Source organism: Enterococcus sp. S183_ASV_20, from assembly GCF_018919685.1.
Classification (GTDB): Bacteria; Bacillota; Bacilli; order Lactobacillales; family Enterococcaceae; genus Enterococcus; species Enterococcus faecalis.
The window spans coordinates 35189-52723 of the sequence record NZ_JAHLRI010000010.1 but is presented as its reverse complement, the minus strand read 5'-3'; the positions used below and the strand labels follow the sequence as shown (position 1 = coordinate 52723).

Here is a 17535-nt window from a genome sequence, read left to right as displayed (position 1 = left end):
TATTGTGGAAAACAACTCCCTACTACTTATTCCTTTTTTATTTTGTCTTTTAATAAAGCAAATAAAGCTCCTTCTATCCTACCTTTGTTTCAGCTTTTATTCATAAGATTACACTTTTTAAGCATTGACTATTGACTAATGCAATCGGTTGCGTTTATGATAGACCTATCAATAAAATCACTGAGGGGGATTCTCATGAAACAAATCAAACGTTTATTCCAAATTGATCCTTGGAAAATCCGTACTACACACTTAGATAAAGAAAATTTACGTTTACAAGAATCATTAACAAGCATTGGCAATGGCTATATGGGGATGCGGGGAAATTTTGAAGAATACTATTCTGGCGACCATCATCAAGGAACCTATTTAGCAGGTGTTTGGTATCCAGACAAAACACGTGTTGGTTGGTGGAAAAATGGTTATCCTGAATATTTTGGCAAAGTGATTAACGCAATTAATTTCATCGCAATGGACTTACAAATTGATGGACAAACAATTGATTTAGCCACTACACCTTACGAAGATTTTTCTTTAGAATTAGACATGCAAAATGGGGTCCTTTCTCGGCAATTCACCATCCAAACACCGAAGAACAAAGTGCGCTTCTCTTTTGAACGTTTTTTAAGCTTAGAAAAAAAAGAAGCAGCTTACATCCACTTAACAATTGAAATGTTGGAAGGTACAGGCACAATCACTCTTCACTCAAAATTGGATGGCGATGTTCAAAATGAAGACAGCAATTATGAAGAACATTTTTGGGAAGAAATGGCTATTGAAACACAAGAAACACTTGGCTTTGTTACGACTAAGACCATTCCTAACAACTTTGAAATAGAGCGTTTCACAGTGACTGCAGGCATGCGCCATTTCATCGATGGAGCCTCTGTTGTGCCTACATATACACAACAGCCCTTGGCCTTAACCGCAGAATTGACAGTGTCTTTAAACGAAGGCGAAACGACCGCCATCACAAAAGAAGTGCTTGTCGTTACCAGTCGTGATGTGCCAGAAACGCAACAAATCACACGAGTAAACGAATTATTTGCAGAAATGACTACCTTGTACCCTGAAGCAAAAGCTGGGCAAGCTGCCGCTTGGGCAAAACGTTGGCAATTAGCTGATGTTGTTATTGAAGGAGATGACGAAGCCCAACAAGGCATCCGTTTTAATCTGTTCCAACTTTTCTCAACCTACTATGGTGAAGACGATCGTTTAAATATCGGACCAAAAGGCTTTACTGGCGAAAAATATGGCGGTGCCACATACTGGGATACCGAAGCATATGCTGTCCCACTTTACTTGGCGTTGGCTAAGCCCGAAGTTACTAAAAATCTACTGAAATATCGCCACAATCAATTGCCTCAAGCCATTCATAATGCCCAACAACAAGGGTTAAAGGGTGCGCTTTACCCAATGGTTACTTTTACTGGTGTCGAATGTCATAATGAGTGGGAAATCACTTTTGAAGAGATTCACAGAAATGGTGCGATTGCTTATGCGATTTATAATTATGTCAACTATACAGGAGACGAAGACTATCTCAAAGATGCTGGTCTAGAAGTGCTTGTGGCAATTGCTCGTTTTTGGGCGGATCGGGTCCACTTCTCCCAACGTCATAACCAATATATGATTCATGGCGTAACGGGGCCAAATGAATATGAAAATAATATCAACAATAACTGGTATACCAATACAATCGCTGCGTGGGTTCTACGTTACACCCGTGAGTCTTATTTAAAATTCCAAGAAGAAACAACGCTCAAAATTGCAGACGACGAATTAGCTAAATGGGCAGACATTGTAGAAAATATGTACTTCCCAGTGGATAACGAATTAGGCATTTTTGTACAACATGACACTTTCTTAGATAAAGATTTAATGCCTGTTTCTGATTTACCACTTAGTGAGCTGCCTTTAAATCAACATTGGTCATGGGATAAAATTTTACGGTCTTGTTTCATTAAACAAGCCGATGTTCTTCAAGGAATTTATTTCTTCAATGATGCCTTTTCTTTAGAAGAAAAACGCCGGAACTTTAACTTTTACGAACCAATGACTGTCCATGAATCTTCTCTTTCACCAAGCATTCATGCTGTGTTAGCTGCTGAATTAGGCATGGAAGAAAAAGCAGTGGAAATGTATCAACGAACAGCGCGCCTTGACTTAGATAATTACAATAATGATACAGAAGATGGCTTACACATTACCTCAATGACTGGTAGTTGGCTAGCGATTGTGCAAGGTTTTGCCCAAATGAAAACGGACCATCAACAACTAAAATTTGCACCCTTTTTACCAGCGACATGGACAGCCTACTCATTCCACATTAATTATCGGAATCGTTTACTATTTGTTGAAGTTGCAGCAGACCAAGTGGCCTTCACTTTACTCGACGGCCCTGCAATTCCATTAACTGTTTACGATCAAAAATACACATTAAAAGATCGATTAGTTTTACCGATCAGAAAGGAAGAAGTTCATGTTTAAAGGCGTTTTGTTTGATTTAGATGGCGTTATTACTGATACAGCAGAATTTCATTACCACGCTTGGAAAAAATTAGGGAACGAAATTGGAATTTCCATTGACCGTGTTTTCAACGAACAATTGAAAGGTGTAAGCCGTGAAGATTCTCTGCAGTTACTGTTAAAATACGGAAAAAAAGAAGGCACGTTTTCTTCTGAAGAATTTGCCCAGTTAGCGCAACGGAAAAACGATTATTACTTGGAAATGATCCAAGCAATTACGCCTGAAGATGTCTATCCAGGAATTCTTTCTTTATTAACGGAATTACGTGAAGCCAATATTAAAATCGCCTTGGCTTCTGCAAGTAAAAATGGGCCTTTTCTTTTAGAAAAAATGCAATTGACACCCCTTTTTGATGCCATTGCTAATCCAGCAGACGTCCAGGCAGGTAAACCCGCTCCAGATATTTTCATTTTAGCTGCGAAAGAAATTGATTTGACACCAGCAGAATGTCTTGGCATTGAAGATGCCAAAGCTGGGATTCAAGCGATTCTTGCTAGCGGAGCGCAACCTGTTGGCGTTGGCCGCAAAGAAGAGTTAGGCGAAGGGTTGCCCATCGTGCCAGAGACGAGCGCTTTAACGTTTGATTACTTAAAAAAAGTGTGGCTTGATCATGAAGGATAATCGTATCACCGTAACCGATATTCCAAACACAAACTTAAAAAAAATTACTTTGAAGAACGACTTTTTAGAAGTCGTTCTTCTCAATTATGGCGCGCGCCTCCATCAACTTTTGATGCCAAATAAAAATAATCATTGGGAAAATATCCTTTTATCGTATGATTCGTATCAAGATGTATTAAAGGATCAAAGCTTTTTTGGCGCCACTGTTGGACCAGTTGCTGGACGCATTCGTAATGGCCATTGGCAAAATGGAATATTAGAACAAAATAGCGACGGTCATCATATCCATGGTGGCTCAAAGGGATGGTCTTTTCAATATTGGACAGTCGAACCCTTTGAAAAAAAGGATATCATTGGCGTTACCTTTCATTTAACCGACACCACTTCTGGCTATCCTGGACCAATTGAGGCCACCATCACCTACCAGCTAGAGGATAATCATTTACGAATGATCAGTACTGGACGAAGTAAACAGGAAACATTTTTTAATCCTACGAACCACGCCTACTTTAATTTATCTGGCGATGGAAAGTTAGACATTCTGTCACATTTGCTATCTTTGAACTGTCAAGGTATGTTAGAATTAGACGATAATAAGCTGCCTACTGGACAGATTTTACCAGCTTCTGAACTATCCATACGTTTTAATGAACTGACACCTATCGAAACAATCCTCCAACGCTATCCAACCGGGTTAGATGATGTTTTCTCCTTAGTTGGCTCTGACTTAAGACAGCCACAATTATGCTTACAAGAACCTACTTCTGGAAGAAAAATGACGATAGCAACAACGAACCAAAGTATGGTATTATTTTCTACGACTGGTTTTGAGGCTCCATTTTCTATTAATGGACAAGCGATGCATTCAAACTATGGCTTAGCAATTGAACCACAAGAGTATCCAGACATTGTTCATCATCCTCAGTGGGGCTCTATTTTATTACCAGCTAATAAAAAGCAAACCTACCAAACGGTTTATCAATTTAACCTTCTATAATCACTAAGAAAGGCGTGGCAAAAATGGCAATTACAGTAAAAGATGTCGCTAAGAAAGCGGGGGTTGCAACCTCAACCGTTTCGCGTGTCATTAACGATCATCCAAGTATTTCTGAATCGACAAAAAAGAAAGTGCGAAAAGTCATGGATGACTTAGGCTATGTGCCAAATATGACGGCACGGAATTTGGGTAAACGAATTTCAAGTGCCATTGGCGTAATTTTACCTCCTTTAGATTCGAAAGAACGGTTAGGGAATCCATTTTATTTAGAAATTATGGAAGCCATCAACGAGGAAGCCCGTCTTTATGATATGACTACTGCTATTGCAACTGCCAAAAGTTTTGATGTACTATTGGAAAACGTTAAAAGAATGCATCTTCAAAAACAAGTGGACGGTTTTATTCTTGTGTATTCAGATAGTAAGGACCCCGTCATTGATTACTTATATGAAAACAACATTCCCTTTACTTTAATCGGTCAACCTTACCAACATGAAACGGAAATAGTTTACGTGGATAATGATAATCAATTATTAGGGAAACAAGCGACGGAATTTTTAATTGAAAACGGCCATAAAAATATTTTATTTGTGACCAATACAACGCATGAAAGTTTGTACTTTGAACGTTACTTTGGTTATCAAAAAGCAATGATGATGCAAGGATTAACTGTTTTACCAAGCGTTGCGTTAGAAAAACCTGAAGATTACATGGCTTTCGATGACATTCTTCATCAAAATAATGCCACGGCGTTGGTGGTGATTGATGATATTTTTGCTTTGCGGACGATGCAACTTGCGCAAATCTATGGTTATCAAGTTCCTGAAACATTATCCATTATCAGTTTCAACAACTCTATCTTTTCAACATTGACACATCCTTATCTAACAAGCATTGACATCGACACGTCAGAATTAGGGCGAATGGCGATGAAAAAATTATATGAATTAATCCACGAAGAATTGACGAATGGTGTCCGTCTCGTTATTCCTCACAAATTAATTAAGCGTGAAACAGTTATTCCTATTCATTAAAAAAGAAGCGTAAGCAGTTTAACACTGCTTACGCTTCTTTCTATGTGTACGCTCTTATTCGTATGTATTACTTTTATAAAATAACTTTTTGCGAAATTTTTTTCCAAAACGTTTCTTCTTTTGCATCAAATTGAGCTGGTTCCCCGTCAGACAATTTTTCATTTAATAATGATAATTTTTCTTGATGTTTTACATATTCGTCTTTTTTTATTAGCTCTAAACGATACGCACGATCCAAGATCGACTCTCGATAGTTAACATTCATTTTCGTTGCCTTCGCCATTTCTTACATTCCTTCCCAAAATAAATTTTCATTTTTTCGTTAAATTCTTCTATAATTATAACAAAAATATCAGAAAAATAAATATGAAACAAACGATAATTGCGAAAATTTTGTTTTTTCATGCAATTATCGTTCGATTATTTAAGAAATTAAAATTATTAACCAATAATTAATCAATCAGCAAACGCATTAAATGAACATCTAAAAATTCACCTTGGTCTGTTTTGGAGCCCCGAGGCATAATTGCTTCTGTTTCAAACCCTATTTTTTTATAGACGTGAATCGCTCGTTGATTGCGATCCTGTACTGTTAATTCCAAACGACGAATAACATGACTTTCACGCGCCCAGCGAATAAGTTCTTCCATTAGGATACTGCCTAGTCCATAGCCCCAGTATTCTTTTAAAATACTAATGCCAATTTCACCAATATGCTCCATCCGCTTTTTAGAAGAAGCAGACACAGAAGCGGTGCCAATGATCGCTTCTCCCGCTAATGCCACCAATAAAACATTATTTGGCGATTCATAGAGTGTTGCTAGATTTTCAGCCAATTCTGTTGTCGACATGGCCATTCCTCGCTCATCCATTATCAAATAGGGCGTTTCACTCCCAATTTTTGACATCACAGATAGTAATTGATCCGCATCAGTAGGCACTGCTTCTCGAATAGAAAATGTTTGTTCAGTCATATTCGCGAGCCTCCCACGTTTTCAGAATCTCTGCTATTCTTTCTTCTGCCAACGGACCAGTTCCGCGGAATTCAAGAACTCTCTTGTCAGCTTCTTGAGAATCTTTATTTAAAATAATTTCTAAATAATCTTCTGGCAATTCTTCTTCAATCAAGCTGCCCCATTCTACAACGGATAGCCCATCTCCTTCAAAATACTCATCTAACCCTAATTCATCCGCACCCTCTTCAACACGGTAAACATCCATATGGTATAACGGAAGTCGTCCTTGTGGATATTCGCGGATAATCGTATAGGTGGGACTTTTAATCATTTGGGAAATGCCTAATCCTAAAGCAATCCCTTTCGTCATTGTCGTCTTACCGGCCCCTAAATCACCAGTCAGGACAATTACATCACCAGCTTGTGCCTTTTGTCCAATGATTTTAGCAATTGCTTCTGTTTCCAATGGATTGTTCAGGACAATGTTCATTTTTTTGCCTCCCATCTGCAAGAATCTATGTATGAAAGTATACCGAAAATTCAATAAGTTGACTAGTGGCAGCTTCAAAAAAATAAAGTTGAGGCCCAAGTGTCCTGGGAACCTCAACTTCTACTTTGCTTATTTATCATGCTTCGACATAGTTAATTAGTCGTTCATTAATGTTTGAGCAGCTGTAATGATTGATAATTTATAAACATCTTCTTCGTTTGCACCACGTGATAAATCAGAAACTGGTTTGTTCAATCCTTGTAAGATTGGGCCAATTGCTTCAAAGTTACCTAAACGTTGAGCAATTTTGTAGCCAATGTTTCCTGATTGTAAATCTGGGAATACAAAGACTGTTGCTTCTCCAGCAACTTTTGAGTTGGGCGCTTTTAATTGTGCGACAGAAGATACATAAGAAGCATCAAATTGTAATTCACCATCAATCGCATATTCAGGTGCTAATTCTTGCGCAATTTTTGTAGCTTCAGCAACTTTTGTTACTTCTGGTGCTTTTGCAGAACCTTTTGTTGAAAAACTTAACAATGAAACTTTAGGTTCAATGTCAAATAATTCAGCTGTTTTAGCACTATCAACAGCAATTTCAGCTAATTCTTGTGCAGTTGGGTTCACGTTAATCGCGCAGTCTGAGAATAAATATCTTTCTTGGTCACGACCACGAATCATTAAGAAAGCACCACTTGTACGGCTCACGCCTGGTTTTGTTTTAATGATTTGTAACGCAGGACGAACTGTATCACCTGTTGAGTGGATAGCACCACTAACCATACCATCAGCAATACCCATGTAAGTTAACATAGTACCGAAATAGTTGACATCTTTTAAGATTTTTTCAGCATCTTCTTTAGTAGCTTTTCCATTACGGCGTTCAACAAATGCTTCGACCATTTCATCCCATTTTTCATAATCATTTGGGTTGATAATAATAAAGTTTGATGTGTTGATTCCACGAGCCATAGCAGCATTTGCGATATCTGTTGGATCACCAATTAAGATTGGTTCTACTAATTCATCAGATTTTAAGCGGGCAGCAGCACCTAAGATTCTAGGATCTGTTGCTTCAGGGAAAACAATTTTGATATTACGGCGTACGACTTTAAATTTTAAGCTATCGAATAATTCCACGATAAACCCTCCAGTTTTATATTTACAAAATCCATCATACACTATTCTCAAAGAAAATAACAGTTTTTTCTAGCTGTATTAGTCAAAAAACCAATATTCCGATAAACTTTTCACAAACTAACTCTTCTACACTATAACAGCATACACTGTTACACTACACTGTTTCAGGAAGTTGCCAATCAATCGGCGTTTCCCCTAAACGTTCTAGAGCAGCATTCGCTTGAGAAAACGGACGTGAGCCAAAAAAACCACGATGTGCTGACAATGGACTTGGGTGTGGCGATTTGATAATCACATGACGAGTCGTATCAATCATTTTAATTTTTTCTTGAGCTGGACGTCCCCATAAAATGAAAACAACGGGTTTTTCACGCGCATTCAACTTTTCGATAATGACATCTGTCAGTTGCTCCCACCCTTTACCTCGATGGGAATAGGCTTGACCTGCCCGAACGGTCAACACAGTATTTAATAACAACACGCCTTGTTTGGCCCAGCTTTCTAAAAAGCCATGGTTGACGGGTTGGTACCCTAAATCAGCTTGTAATTCTTTGTAAATATTCGCAAGAGATGGCGGCACTTTCACACCTGGCTGGACAGAGAAACTTAGTCCGTGTGCTTGATTGGGTCCATGATATGGATCTTGTCCCAAAATTACTACTTTTACTTCTTCAAAAGGGGTTAGTTCTAACGCTGAAAATAAATGATACATATCTGGATAAATCGTTTGTGTCTGATATTCTTTTTTCAAAAATTCCCGCAATTCTTGATAATACGGTTTTTCAAATTCAGCAGATAAAACGGTTTGCCAACTATTGTGAATAATTTCTTTCATAATGCTCACTCCTTCGCTCTCTAAGCATAACGAATTTCTCCAAACCTGACAAGAAATTTCTGGGTACTTTCTCTTGGAAAAACGTGGTAAACTATAGGTAAGCTTTAAATAGATAATGAGGTGTAGAGAATCGATGATTAAATTAATTGCTTCAGATATGGATGGAACACTTTTAGATGCAAAAATGAGCATCACAAATGATAACGCTTCAGCAATTCGCGAAGCGGAACGTTTAGGAATCGAATTTATGGTTGCTACTGGCCGCGCATATACCGAAGCGAAACCCGCGTTAGAAGAAGCTGGAATTGACTGCGCCATGATTACTTTAAACGGCGCCCAAGTGTTCGACAAAGATGGACACTCACTTTTCACGGCTGGGATCGAAAAAGAAACAGTAACAGAAGTACTAACTATTTTGAGTCAACACAATGTTTACTATGAAATCTCTACAAATAAAGGTATTTTTTCTGAACATCAAGAAAAAAGAATTGAAAACTTTGCCGCTCATATTGCAGAATCCATGCCCCATTTAACTTATAAAGTGGCGATTGCCATGGCTTCAGCACACCTATCTTTATTGCATATTACCTATGTTGATCGTTTAGACGACATTTTAAAAGATGATTCGATTGAAGTCCTTAAAATTATTGGCTTCAGTATGGATGGGCCGAAAGTATTAGGTCCTGCTGGGATGGAAGTAGAAGAACTAGATGATTTGGTTGTTACCTCTTCTGCGCTTAATAATATTGAAATTAACCACCGCCTAGCACAAAAAGGGATTGCGGTTGCGCGCGTCGCTAAAGAACGTGGGATTCCCGCTGAACAAGTCATGACTATTGGTGATAATTTAAATGATGTCAGCATGATTCAATGGGCCGGAGTAAGTTTTGCAATGGGCAATGCCGAACTGGAATTAAAAGAATACGCTAAATATGAAACAGCCACTAATTTAGAAAATGGTGTTGGCGAAGCCATCCTGCGTGCAATAAGAGAAGATTTGTAATAAGCACTACCAGTTACAGCACTCATTTATATATAGAAAGGAGATCGTGTCGTGTCTGAATTTTTTATTCAAGAACAACAGTTAGGAAAAGTTACGCGAACCATCGTGAAAGACCAAGCAGGCCGTTCACTTTTTCTATTGGTGGGGCGCTGGGGTACACGAGGAGATGCGCTTTCTTTATATGCAATGAACGGAGAAATTTTAGCCAGTATTAAACAAGTTTCTTGGACTTTTGGTACACGATTTGAGTTATATCAGCGTTTTGAAAAAGTGGGTACTCTACGAAAACTGTTCAATTTGAATGCTGATTTCTATTATGTTCAAGGCCTTCACTGGGCAGTTGTTGGTGATATCAAAGCGCATCAATATTCAATTTATCAAGTCCATAAAAAAATTATGTCAATGGATAAAACCATGCTTTGTACAGGCGACTATTTTGTTTTAACTGTTGCCAATGATGAGGACGCACCGTTGTGCATCTGTATAGCAGCTGTCCTTGACTACTGGTTATATAATAAGAAAAAACAAAAAACTTCCGATGATTTTGGATTAGATTTTGATCCTTTAACGGATTAATGAAAAATAACGAAGCTAAAGTGATTGACTTTAGCTTCGTTATTTTTACACTTCTTTTTGCATATGATTGTATAAGTGACCACTAATAGTCATTGTTGTGACATCTTTAAAGCCTTTACTTGCGTATAACTTTCTCGCCCCTGGATTGTCAAAATCAACATTTAGACCCAAGGCTTGCTTCCCGCTAGCTTTGGCTACTTCAGGTAAAGCATCTAATAACTTAGAACCAATGCCCATTCCACGGAAACGTTCATCCACAGAGATCGTGTCTAAATACCATTCATTAGGCAAGGTTTCTTCTTCAATAAATAGCCGAACATCTTCTGCTAAGCCATGTTTTTTAAAGACTTCTCTTAAAGGTTCATCAATAATCTTTTCATCTTCTGCAGGATAGCCGACAGCAATCCCTGCAACTTCACCTGCATGTTCATAAACTAAAATTCGTTGATAGCCATAGCGATAGGTTGGATACGCCGTTGCCTCTGCTAATAGGTCAATCATTTGTTCTTCTGAGACTTCTTCTAAAATTGGTAACTCCATATCTTTTAAAATAACTAAGACCAGCCGAGCAATCGCTTGACCGTCTTCTTTTGTTGCCGAGCGAATCATTGTAATTCTCCTTTACATTTAACTAAAAAAGAACTGGCTACTATCATTACTGACTTAGCCAATTCCTTTTATCTTGTCTTTAGTATAACAAATTTATTATTGAATTTCTACTGTAACCTGACGTCGTCCCCAAAGACGGCATTGGTCTACTGAATCAAAATGAACATCAATAATATTTCCTTGAATAGCGCCACCTGTATCCCCAGCAATAGCAAAGCCATAACCAGAGACTTTCACTAATGAACCTAGAGGAATTACACTTGGATCGACTGCAACTACATTGCTTTGTTTACTTAAGTCAATACCAGTAGCACTTAGATTACTCGCACCAGCTTCGCGCCAAGAATAAGCAGTCGATTCCATCTGAAGCACACGACCAGAGCCAGTTCCTGGTGTTGATGATTCACCTGTCGATGATTCTGGCGTTGATGACGATTCGGATGAACTAGCAGAACTTGAAGATTCAGTGCTACTGCTTTCCGTACTTGTAGAAGAGCTTGATGCTTGACTGCTTGACTTTTCAGCAGCTTCGGCTTCTAGTTTAGCCGCCGCATCTGCTTGCGCTTGTTTGTCGGCAGCTGCTTGTTTCTTCGCTGCTTCTGCTTTGGCAGTTTCTGCCGCACGTTTTTTCTGTGCCTCAGCTGCTGCTTTTTCGCTGACTAAGCGTTGTTGCTCTTTTTGTTTGTCTGTCGAAATTTGAGCCAATAATTCTTCATTATTCGCCATTTTTTCTTTTAACTCAGAGACTTTATTATTCATTGAAGAAGCTTCAACTTGTAATTTCTCTTCATTTTGTTTTAAAGTTGTTTGCGTATTTTCAACTTTTTCTTGTAATGCAGCTAATTTTTCTTTTTCGCTAGTTAAGCTTTCAATCTTTTCCCGTTCAAAGTTTTGTAAAACGGTCATGGCGTAGGCCCGATTAAAGAAATCTGATAAATTTTCTGCATCTAATAAGGCTTGCCAAGTACGTTGGTCGCCATTTAATTGAATATCCTTCATACGATCGCCAACAGCTTCTTTACGACGAGAAATATTTTTTTCTGTTTTTTCTATTTCCTCTTTCGAAGTTTTCAACGTATCTTCCGCTTTTGAAATTTGCGTTTTTAAACGTTCGATTTCCGCATATTTAGCATTTACATCGTCTAAGGCTGAATTGATTTCTTTACTAATTAACTCCCCAGATTGTTTCGCTTGCGCTTCTTTTTCTTGCAACGAATCAAGTGATTCTGCTGCCGCAGCGACTGGAAGTCCAAAATTGATAAGCATCATTGTTGTTAAAAATGGTATCAACTTTTTAACCTTCACTAAATCCAACACCTTTCCTAACTTATCTAAAACACCTACTCATTATACTAGTCAGGAGGGCTTGTTTTATTTCAATCATGTTACAATTTGTTACAATTTAAATGCAACTCTTTTTTTATCCTGCGTTTATTCATTAGTCCATTTCTATCTCAATTCTTTAAGAATTTCTTAAGACGCCTTAAAAACTAGCTTTTGACGATTTTTCTTTTTTTCATCCCATTAGACCATTGATTGAAATATTTTGTAATATTTTTTGTTAATTATTGGCCCTTTTTCTTCAAATCTTCTAAGAGATGCCGAACTTCTTTGGAATTTTTAATGTTTTTTAAAGTTAGTTTTGGGTAATTGTTAATAAAACGACGTTGTTGGAAATTTAACCGATTTTGGAAATGCTCTTTTTTGGTTCGTTCTTTTAACTTCTGCCAATCAGCTGTAGCGATTTCCATTTTTGTGTTCAACCGTTGCTTAAATTCTTGTTGGTTCGTTTCCAACGTTTGGCCCATCTCGGTAATAAGTTTTTTGAAACCTTGCATGTTCAGCAACGTATAAATTAAGTCAAGCCCCATTACAATCACTATGCAAAGTGCTAAGTAGTTGCCAAAGGTTGCTTGTAAAAAACTGACAACTTTGGCGATTTCTGGTTGAATAACTTTGACAATCAAGACACAACCCAATCCCCAAAAAAGAGAAACCGGTAAAGCCACGCGACCGTTTAAATTAAAAGGTACATCATGATAATCCCACCAAGAGGCATGAAACAATTTTTCCAAGCCATAACTAGTGACATATTCTAAAATCGTCACTAAAACAGCCGATCCGACATACAATACCAAGAGATTGTTCTCAAAGGGTTCCACAAAATAGAGAACGCTTAAGACCCCAAATCCATAAATAGGACAATAGGGCCCTACCAAAAATCCTCGATAAACAAATTTTTTGGCTTTTAATGAACAATACACCGTTTCCCATAACCAACCGATAAAGGAATAAATAAAAAATAACAAAATAACCTGACTCATTTTTTCCACGTTTCTGTCACACTCCACTTCTTTGCGCTTTTCTTCTATTTTAACAGAAGTTGAGAAAATGTAGCGAACAACTTTCTTTCATTGAAAGATTAAGCTACAATGAGAGCAGCAAAGGGAGGAATCTTATGTTTGGTTTATTGAAATACGCAAAAAATTATCGAAAACAAATTATCCTCGGTCCAGTCTTCAAATTTTTAGAAGCTTGTTTCGAGTTAGTCTTGCCCTTATTCATGGCTCACTTAGTCGATGTCGGTATTCGTCAAAACGACCGACAGACTGTCATAGAAATGGCCCTCTGGATGCTTGTTATGTCGTTAGTTGGTTTATTTTTTGTCATGATTTGTCAATATTATGCTTCAGTCGCTTCGCAAGGCTTTGGGACAGAGCTAAGAAATCAATTAATGAAGAAAATTAATCAGCTTTCACACAAAGAATTGAATAGTTTTGGTACAGATACCCTCATCACCCGGATCACAAACGATATCAACCAGCTTCAATTGGCTTTAGCGATGTTTATTCGGTTGGTCATTCGGACACCTTTTTTAAGTATCGGTTCTGTGGTCATGGCTTTTTACATTGACGTGCAGATGGGCTTTCTTTTCCTATTACTTTTACCAATTTTCAGCCTTATTCTCTTTATTATCATTAAAGTGACTGTGCCTTTATATCAAAAAGTCCAAGAATATTTGGATCGGTTAAACCGTCAAATTAGTCAAAACTTAAGCGGTGTCCGTGTAATCCGTGCGTTTGCTAGAAAGGAAACAGAGCAACGACATGTTGATAAAGCTTCAGATGATTTAGGCGATATTTACATTCGCGTATCGAATGTTTCTGCTTTATTAACGCCTTTAACCACTTTGATTATGAATGTTGGAATTTTATTTTTACTTTATTTTAGTGGCTTAAAAGTTTCTTTTGGTTCCTTGCAACAAGGGGAAGTTTTAGCATTGATCAATTATATGAATCAAATGATGCTCGCTTTAATTGTTGCTTCTAATCTCGTGGTAATTTTTACGCGAGCCGCCGCTTCCGCAAACCGTGTCAATGCGGTTTTAACTGTAGAAAGCCAGTTAACAGATACACCAGAATCAGCAAAAACATCTCCACAATTTGGTGATATTACCTTTGACCATGTAGATTTTCGCTATGAACCAGAGGCCGGTTTGGCTTTGGAAAATATCAATTTCACGATTCCTAAAGGCTCAATTCTCGGCATCACAGGACCTACCGGCAGCGGGAAAAGTACCTTAACCCAACTCATTCCCAGATTTTATGATGTGAGTGCAGGAAACCTTTTTATTAATGGTATAAATGTGCGCGATTGGCCGCTCTTTACTTTACGCCAACAAGTGGCAAGTGTCCCACAAACTGCCGTCTTATTTACAGGGACTATTCGAGAAAACTTACAATGGGGCAAACCAAATGCAACTGATGAAGACTGTTGGGAAGCATTAGCTATCGCCCAATGTAAAGAATTTGTTGAACAATTAGACCAAGGGTTAGACACGCCTGTTAACGAAGGCGGAAAAAACTTTTCTGGTGGACAAAGACAACGGTTGACCATTGCCCGTGCCTTGATTAGGAAACCGCATTTACTTATTTTAGATGATTCCTTGAGTGCCCTCGACTATCAAACAGATTTGAACCTGCGCCGTGCTTTACAAAAAGAACGAGCAGAGACAACCGTTATTTTAATTTCACAACGCGTGAGTTCGATTGCAACGGCGAATCAAATTTTAGTCCTAGATAGTGGAAAAGTCGCTGGCCTTGGCACCCACGAAGAATTACTTACTTCTTCTAAAGAGTATCAAGAAATCGTTGCGTCACAGGAGGAGGATACCCATGCAAACTAAAAAAATTCATTTTGGTGCCTTCTCACGTTTTAAGCCGTATTTACTACGCTATCCAAAAGAAATTATCGGCGCCTTAATCCTAGGAATTCTCAGTGGTTTTTCGACTGTCCTCATGACTTATTATATAGGTAAATCCGTTGATACAATGGTTGGTAAAGGACAAGTCAATGCTGCACAACTCATCAAAATTTTAGGTTTATTAGCAGGGATTTTACTCGTAACCGTTCTAAGTCAATGGCTGATTCAACGTCTCGGTAATCGCGTGTCTTATTTATCGACCACACAGCTGAGAAAAGATGCCTTTGCCCATTTAAATCAATTACCGTTAAGTTATTATGACCAAACGTCACACGGAAATATCGTCAGTCGCTTTACCAACGATATTGACAATATTTCAATGGCTTGCTCGGCTGTCTTCAACCAATTATTTTCCGGCATGGCCACCGTCGTTGTTGCTTTGCTCTTTATGATTCGGCTAAGTCCCCTGCTCACATTAGTGGTTCTTATCAGTACGCCGATTATTTTTATTGTAAACTGGCTTGTTGCAAAAGCTTCACAAAAAAACTTTGCTGCACAACAAACGATTGTTGGTGAAATTTCCGGCTTCGTTTCAGAAATGGTTGGCAACCAAAAAATTGTTAAAGCCTTTCAACAAGAACAAGCTACGCAAGAAACATTTGAAGCATTGAATCAAACGTTGTATGAAAAAGGACAGAAGGCTCAGTTTTCTTCCTCCTTAACCAACCCACTTTCTCGATTTATCGACCATTTATCTTATTTATCGATTGGATTAGTCGGTGGCTTGTTAGTTTTAAGTGGCAATCCTTTAGTCACAGTTGGTGTTATTTCCAGTTTCACCATTTACTCTAGTCAATTTTCTAAACCTTTTATTGAACTCTCAGGAATCACCAACCAAATCCAAGCAGCCTTAGCTGGATTGGAACGTACCTTTGATATGATGGATCAACCAGTTGAACGTCCTGATGTCCCGAACGCAATTGTTTTGAAAGAAGCGCGAGGCCGTGTTGAATTTAAAGACGTTGATTTTTCTTACACGCCGACGCGACCTTTAATCGAAAACTTTAATTTAATTGCTGAACCAGGAGAAACAATTGCCATTGTTGGGCGAACTGGTGCGGGTAAATCAACATTAGTGAATTTGTTAATGCGCTTTTACGAGGTCGACCATGATCAAATTACGGTTGATACTCACGACATTACTCAAATTACTCGGGACAGCTTACGAAAAAGTTTTGGTATGGTTCTCCAAGATACTTGGCTATTCGATAGTTCCATTCGGGAAAATTTAACGTACGGGAATCCTGAAGCCTCTGACGAAGAAATTATAGAAGCCATGAAAAAAGCCCATATTTTTGATTTCGTCATGCGTTTACCTCAAGGACTAGATACTCAGATTGGTTCCCAAGGCGTTAAAATTTCTGAAGGACAACGACAATTAATGACTATTGCACGCACGATGATTAGTAATCCGCCGATGCTTATTTTAGATGAAGCGACCAGTTCAGTTGATACATTGACCGAGCAAAAAATTCAGGATGCTTTTTTACAAATGATGACTGGCCGGACCAGTTTTGTTATTGCCCATCGCTTAGCAACAATCAAAAGTGCTGAAAAAATTCTAGTTATGGACAACGGTCAAGTAGTTGAAATTGGCACCCATGACGAATTATTGCAAAAAGAACAGGGTTATTATCGTGACCTTTACGAAGCGCAGTTTAATCAAAAAGCACAATAAAAAAGAGTCACTTTTCTGGGATGATGAAAAGTGACTCTTTTAATTTTAAATTTATTGATCTAATTCAGATAATGGTTTCCCAAATAAACGTTTAAAGGGAATTTTATTGCCTAAATAATAAGTGGCAATTACTTGAATGGGAAAGAAAATAACTGTTTTAATTAAGCGTGGCACCCACCAAGCAAAATTTGCTAGATTGACTCCATACATTAAACTTAACCACAAAGGAGTTAAAATGATATTAATTAAAACGGTGACCAACAATGTCGCCAAAATCACTCGTTGCCATGTCATTTCTTTCTTATAATAGAAATAACCATAAATAGCACCAGCCAAAAAGGCATTTAAAGTAAACCCAGGAAAATAGCCTGCCTTTGGAAAAAGCAGCATTCCTACCACATCAGCCACCGCCGTGCCGATTCCAGCCCAAAAAGGTCCGAAAATCATCCCAATCAATGATTCTGGAATAAACGTGAAACTGATTTTTAAAAACGTTGTTTCATACGCAAAAAAGCGTGAAAAGACAACGACCACCGCAATGAGTACGCCCATTAACGCAATGGATTTTGTGCCAAATTTTTTCTTTGTCATTTTTAGCATCTCCTCTAAGAGCTGCTACATGACGAACCATGCAGCGAATGCGAAAACAAAACCGCGAACATCAAAAAGCTGAACGTGTTGTTCTGATGATAAGCAAAATAAGAACCTTTGCTTTCTAGCAACACACTGTTTATGTTCTTCGTCCAAAAGGCAACATCCCATCCTTTTAGCACTTAACGCTTTGTCTCCTACTCTGTTATTT

General features: G+C 38.1%; 17 protein-coding genes and 1 riboswitch. Of the genes, 8 read left to right on the top strand and 9 right to left on the bottom strand.

Annotated elements, in window-relative coordinates; all coding sequences use genetic code 11:
* Positions 1-195: 195 nt before the first annotated feature.
* The 4 genes from KQI94_RS05550 to bopD are packed head-to-tail and all read left to right on the top strand — an operon-like array spanning position 196 to position 5182.
* Positions 196-2490: a glycoside hydrolase family 65 protein gene (locus tag KQI94_RS05550; protein WP_002368188.1), complete on the top strand. Its 2295-nt coding sequence runs from the start codon at positions 196-198 to the stop codon at positions 2488-2490.
* Positions 2483-3151, top strand: coding sequence for a beta-phosphoglucomutase (gene pgmB, locus KQI94_RS05545; RefSeq protein WP_002355844.1), 669 nt, complete (start codon positions 2483-2485; stop codon positions 3149-3151). The genes KQI94_RS05550 and pgmB overlap by 8 nt, the downstream gene beginning before the upstream one ends.
* Positions 3141-4148, top strand: coding sequence for an aldose epimerase family protein (locus KQI94_RS05540; protein WP_002368186.1), 1008 nt, complete (start codon positions 3141-3143; stop codon positions 4146-4148). The genes pgmB and KQI94_RS05540 overlap by 11 nt, the downstream gene beginning before the upstream one ends.
* A gap of 23 nt (positions 4149-4171) precedes the next feature.
* On the top strand, positions 4172-5182 hold the full coding sequence (gene bopD / locus KQI94_RS05535; protein ID WP_002358859.1) for a LacI family transcriptional regulator BopD: 1011 nt from the start codon (positions 4172-4174) through the stop codon (positions 5180-5182).
* 73 nt (positions 5183-5255) lie between these two features.
* On the opposite strand, the gene KQI94_RS05530 is transcribed toward bopD, so the two are convergent.
* The 5 genes from KQI94_RS05530 to KQI94_RS05510 all read right to left on the bottom strand — a co-directional run bounded on the left by KQI94_RS05530 (position 5256) and on the right by KQI94_RS05510 (position 8603).
* Positions 5256-5465 (bottom strand): hypothetical protein, encoded by a 210-nt coding sequence (locus KQI94_RS05530; protein ID WP_002368185.1) that lies wholly within the window; start codon positions 5463-5465, stop codon positions 5256-5258.
* 169 nt (positions 5466-5634) lie between these two features.
* Positions 5635-6156, bottom strand: coding sequence for a GNAT family protein (locus KQI94_RS05525; protein ID WP_216454330.1), 522 nt, complete (start codon positions 6154-6156; stop codon positions 5635-5637).
* Positions 6149-6643, bottom strand: coding sequence for a tRNA (adenosine(37)-N6)-threonylcarbamoyltransferase complex ATPase subunit type 1 TsaE (gene tsaE, locus KQI94_RS05520; RefSeq protein WP_002387026.1), 495 nt, complete (start codon positions 6641-6643; stop codon positions 6149-6151). Before tsaE ends, KQI94_RS05525 begins: the two co-directional genes overlap by 8 nt.
* A 141-nt stretch (positions 6644-6784) precedes the next feature.
* Positions 6785-7768: a phosphate acetyltransferase gene (pta, locus tag KQI94_RS05515; protein ID WP_002355836.1), complete on the bottom strand. Its 984-nt coding sequence runs from the start codon at positions 7766-7768 to the stop codon at positions 6785-6787.
* A gap of 154 nt (positions 7769-7922) precedes the next feature.
* Positions 7923-8603 (bottom strand): uracil-DNA glycosylase, encoded by a 681-nt coding sequence (locus tag KQI94_RS05510; protein ID WP_002368179.1) that lies wholly within the window; start codon positions 8601-8603, stop codon positions 7923-7925.
* A gap of 133 nt (positions 8604-8736) precedes the next feature.
* On the opposite strand from KQI94_RS05510, the gene KQI94_RS05505 reads away from it, so the two are divergent.
* Positions 8737-9606, top strand: a complete 870-nt coding sequence (locus KQI94_RS05505; protein WP_002383369.1) for a Cof-type HAD-IIB family hydrolase — start codon at positions 8737-8739, stop codon at positions 9604-9606.
* A 51-nt stretch (positions 9607-9657) separates the two neighbouring features.
* On the top strand, positions 9658-10182 hold the full coding sequence (locus tag KQI94_RS05500; protein WP_002355833.1) for a hypothetical protein: 525 nt from the start codon (positions 9658-9660) through the stop codon (positions 10180-10182).
* 45 nt (positions 10183-10227) lie between these two features.
* Here KQI94_RS05500 and KQI94_RS05495 read toward each other — a convergent pair whose 3' ends face one another.
* From KQI94_RS05495 to KQI94_RS05485, 3 genes are all read right to left on the bottom strand, one after another.
* Entirely contained in the window at positions 10228-10791 is a 564-nt protein-coding gene (locus KQI94_RS05495) for a GNAT family N-acetyltransferase (protein WP_002355832.1), read from the bottom strand.
* A 96-nt stretch (positions 10792-10887) separates the two neighbouring features.
* Positions 10888-12108 carry a 3D domain-containing protein gene (locus KQI94_RS05490; protein WP_002390388.1) on the bottom strand — a complete coding sequence of 407 codons (1221 nt, stop codon included), beginning with the start codon at positions 12106-12108 and terminating at the stop codon, positions 10888-10890.
* Positions 12109-12356: 248 nt separating this feature from the next.
* Positions 12357-13124 (bottom strand): putative ABC transporter permease, encoded by a 768-nt coding sequence (locus tag KQI94_RS05485; RefSeq protein WP_002387023.1) that lies wholly within the window; start codon positions 13122-13124, stop codon positions 12357-12359.
* Positions 13125-13249: 125 nt separating this feature from the next.
* Between KQI94_RS05485 and KQI94_RS05480 the strand changes: the two genes are divergently transcribed.
* Positions 13250-14977 (top strand): ABC transporter ATP-binding protein, encoded by a 1728-nt coding sequence (locus KQI94_RS05480; protein ID WP_002368176.1) that lies wholly within the window; start codon positions 13250-13252, stop codon positions 14975-14977.
* Positions 14967-16733 (top strand): ABC transporter ATP-binding protein, encoded by a 1767-nt coding sequence (locus KQI94_RS05475; protein ID WP_002368175.1) that lies wholly within the window; start codon positions 14967-14969, stop codon positions 16731-16733. Before KQI94_RS05480 ends, KQI94_RS05475 begins: the two co-directional genes overlap by 11 nt.
* A gap of 51 nt (positions 16734-16784) precedes the next feature.
* Here the strand turns inward: KQI94_RS05475 and KQI94_RS05470 are convergent, their stop codons facing one another.
* Positions 16785-17333, bottom strand: coding sequence for a folate family ECF transporter S component (locus tag KQI94_RS05470; RefSeq protein WP_002385065.1), 549 nt, complete (start codon positions 17331-17333; stop codon positions 16785-16787).
* A 30-nt stretch (positions 17334-17363) separates the two neighbouring features.
* A riboswitch (THF riboswitch) is annotated at positions 17364-17531 on the bottom strand.
* Positions 17532-17535: the final 4 nt, after the last annotated feature.

What these genes read in the sequence shown, in the direction of transcription:
- KQI94_RS05550 (WP_002368188.1), top strand. Translation starts at nt 196, where the DNA reads ATGAAACAAATCAAACGTTTATTCCAAATTGATCCTTGGAAAATCCGT.
- pgmB (WP_002355844.1), top strand. Translation starts at nt 2,483, where the DNA reads ATGTTTAAAGGCGTTTTGTTTGATTTAGATGGCGTTATTACTGATACA.
- KQI94_RS05540 (WP_002368186.1), top strand. Translation starts at nt 3,141, where the DNA reads ATGAAGGATAATCGTATCACCGTAACCGATATTCCAAACACAAACTTA.
- bopD (WP_002358859.1), top strand. Translation starts at nt 4,172, where the DNA reads ATGGCAATTACAGTAAAAGATGTCGCTAAGAAAGCGGGGGTTGCAACC.
- KQI94_RS05530 (WP_002368185.1), bottom strand. Translation starts at nt 5,465, where the DNA reads ATGGCGAAGGCAACGAAAATGAATGTTAACTATCGAGAGTCGATCTTG.
- KQI94_RS05525 (WP_216454330.1), bottom strand. Translation starts at nt 6,156, where the DNA reads ATGACTGAACAAACATTTTCTATTCGAGAAGCAGTGCCTACTGATGCG.
- tsaE (WP_002387026.1), bottom strand. Translation starts at nt 6,643, where the DNA reads ATGGGAGGCAAAAAAATGAACATTGTCCTGAACAATCCATTGGAAACA.
- KQI94_RS05510 (WP_002368179.1), bottom strand. Translation starts at nt 8,603, where the DNA reads ATGAAAGAAATTATTCACAATAGTTGGCAAACCGTTTTATCTGCTGAA.
- KQI94_RS05505 (WP_002383369.1), top strand. Translation starts at nt 8,737, where the DNA reads ATGATTAAATTAATTGCTTCAGATATGGATGGAACACTTTTAGATGCA.
- KQI94_RS05495 (WP_002355832.1), bottom strand. Translation starts at nt 10,791, where the DNA reads ATGATTCGCTCGGCAACAAAAGAAGACGGTCAAGCGATTGCTCGGCTG.
- KQI94_RS05480 (WP_002368176.1), top strand. Translation starts at nt 13,250, where the DNA reads ATGTTTGGTTTATTGAAATACGCAAAAAATTATCGAAAACAAATTATC.
- KQI94_RS05475 (WP_002368175.1), top strand. Translation starts at nt 14,967, where the DNA reads ATGCAAACTAAAAAAATTCATTTTGGTGCCTTCTCACGTTTTAAGCCG.
- KQI94_RS05470 (WP_002385065.1), bottom strand. Translation starts at nt 17,333, where the DNA reads ATGCTAAAAATGACAAAGAAAAAATTTGGCACAAAATCCATTGCGTTA.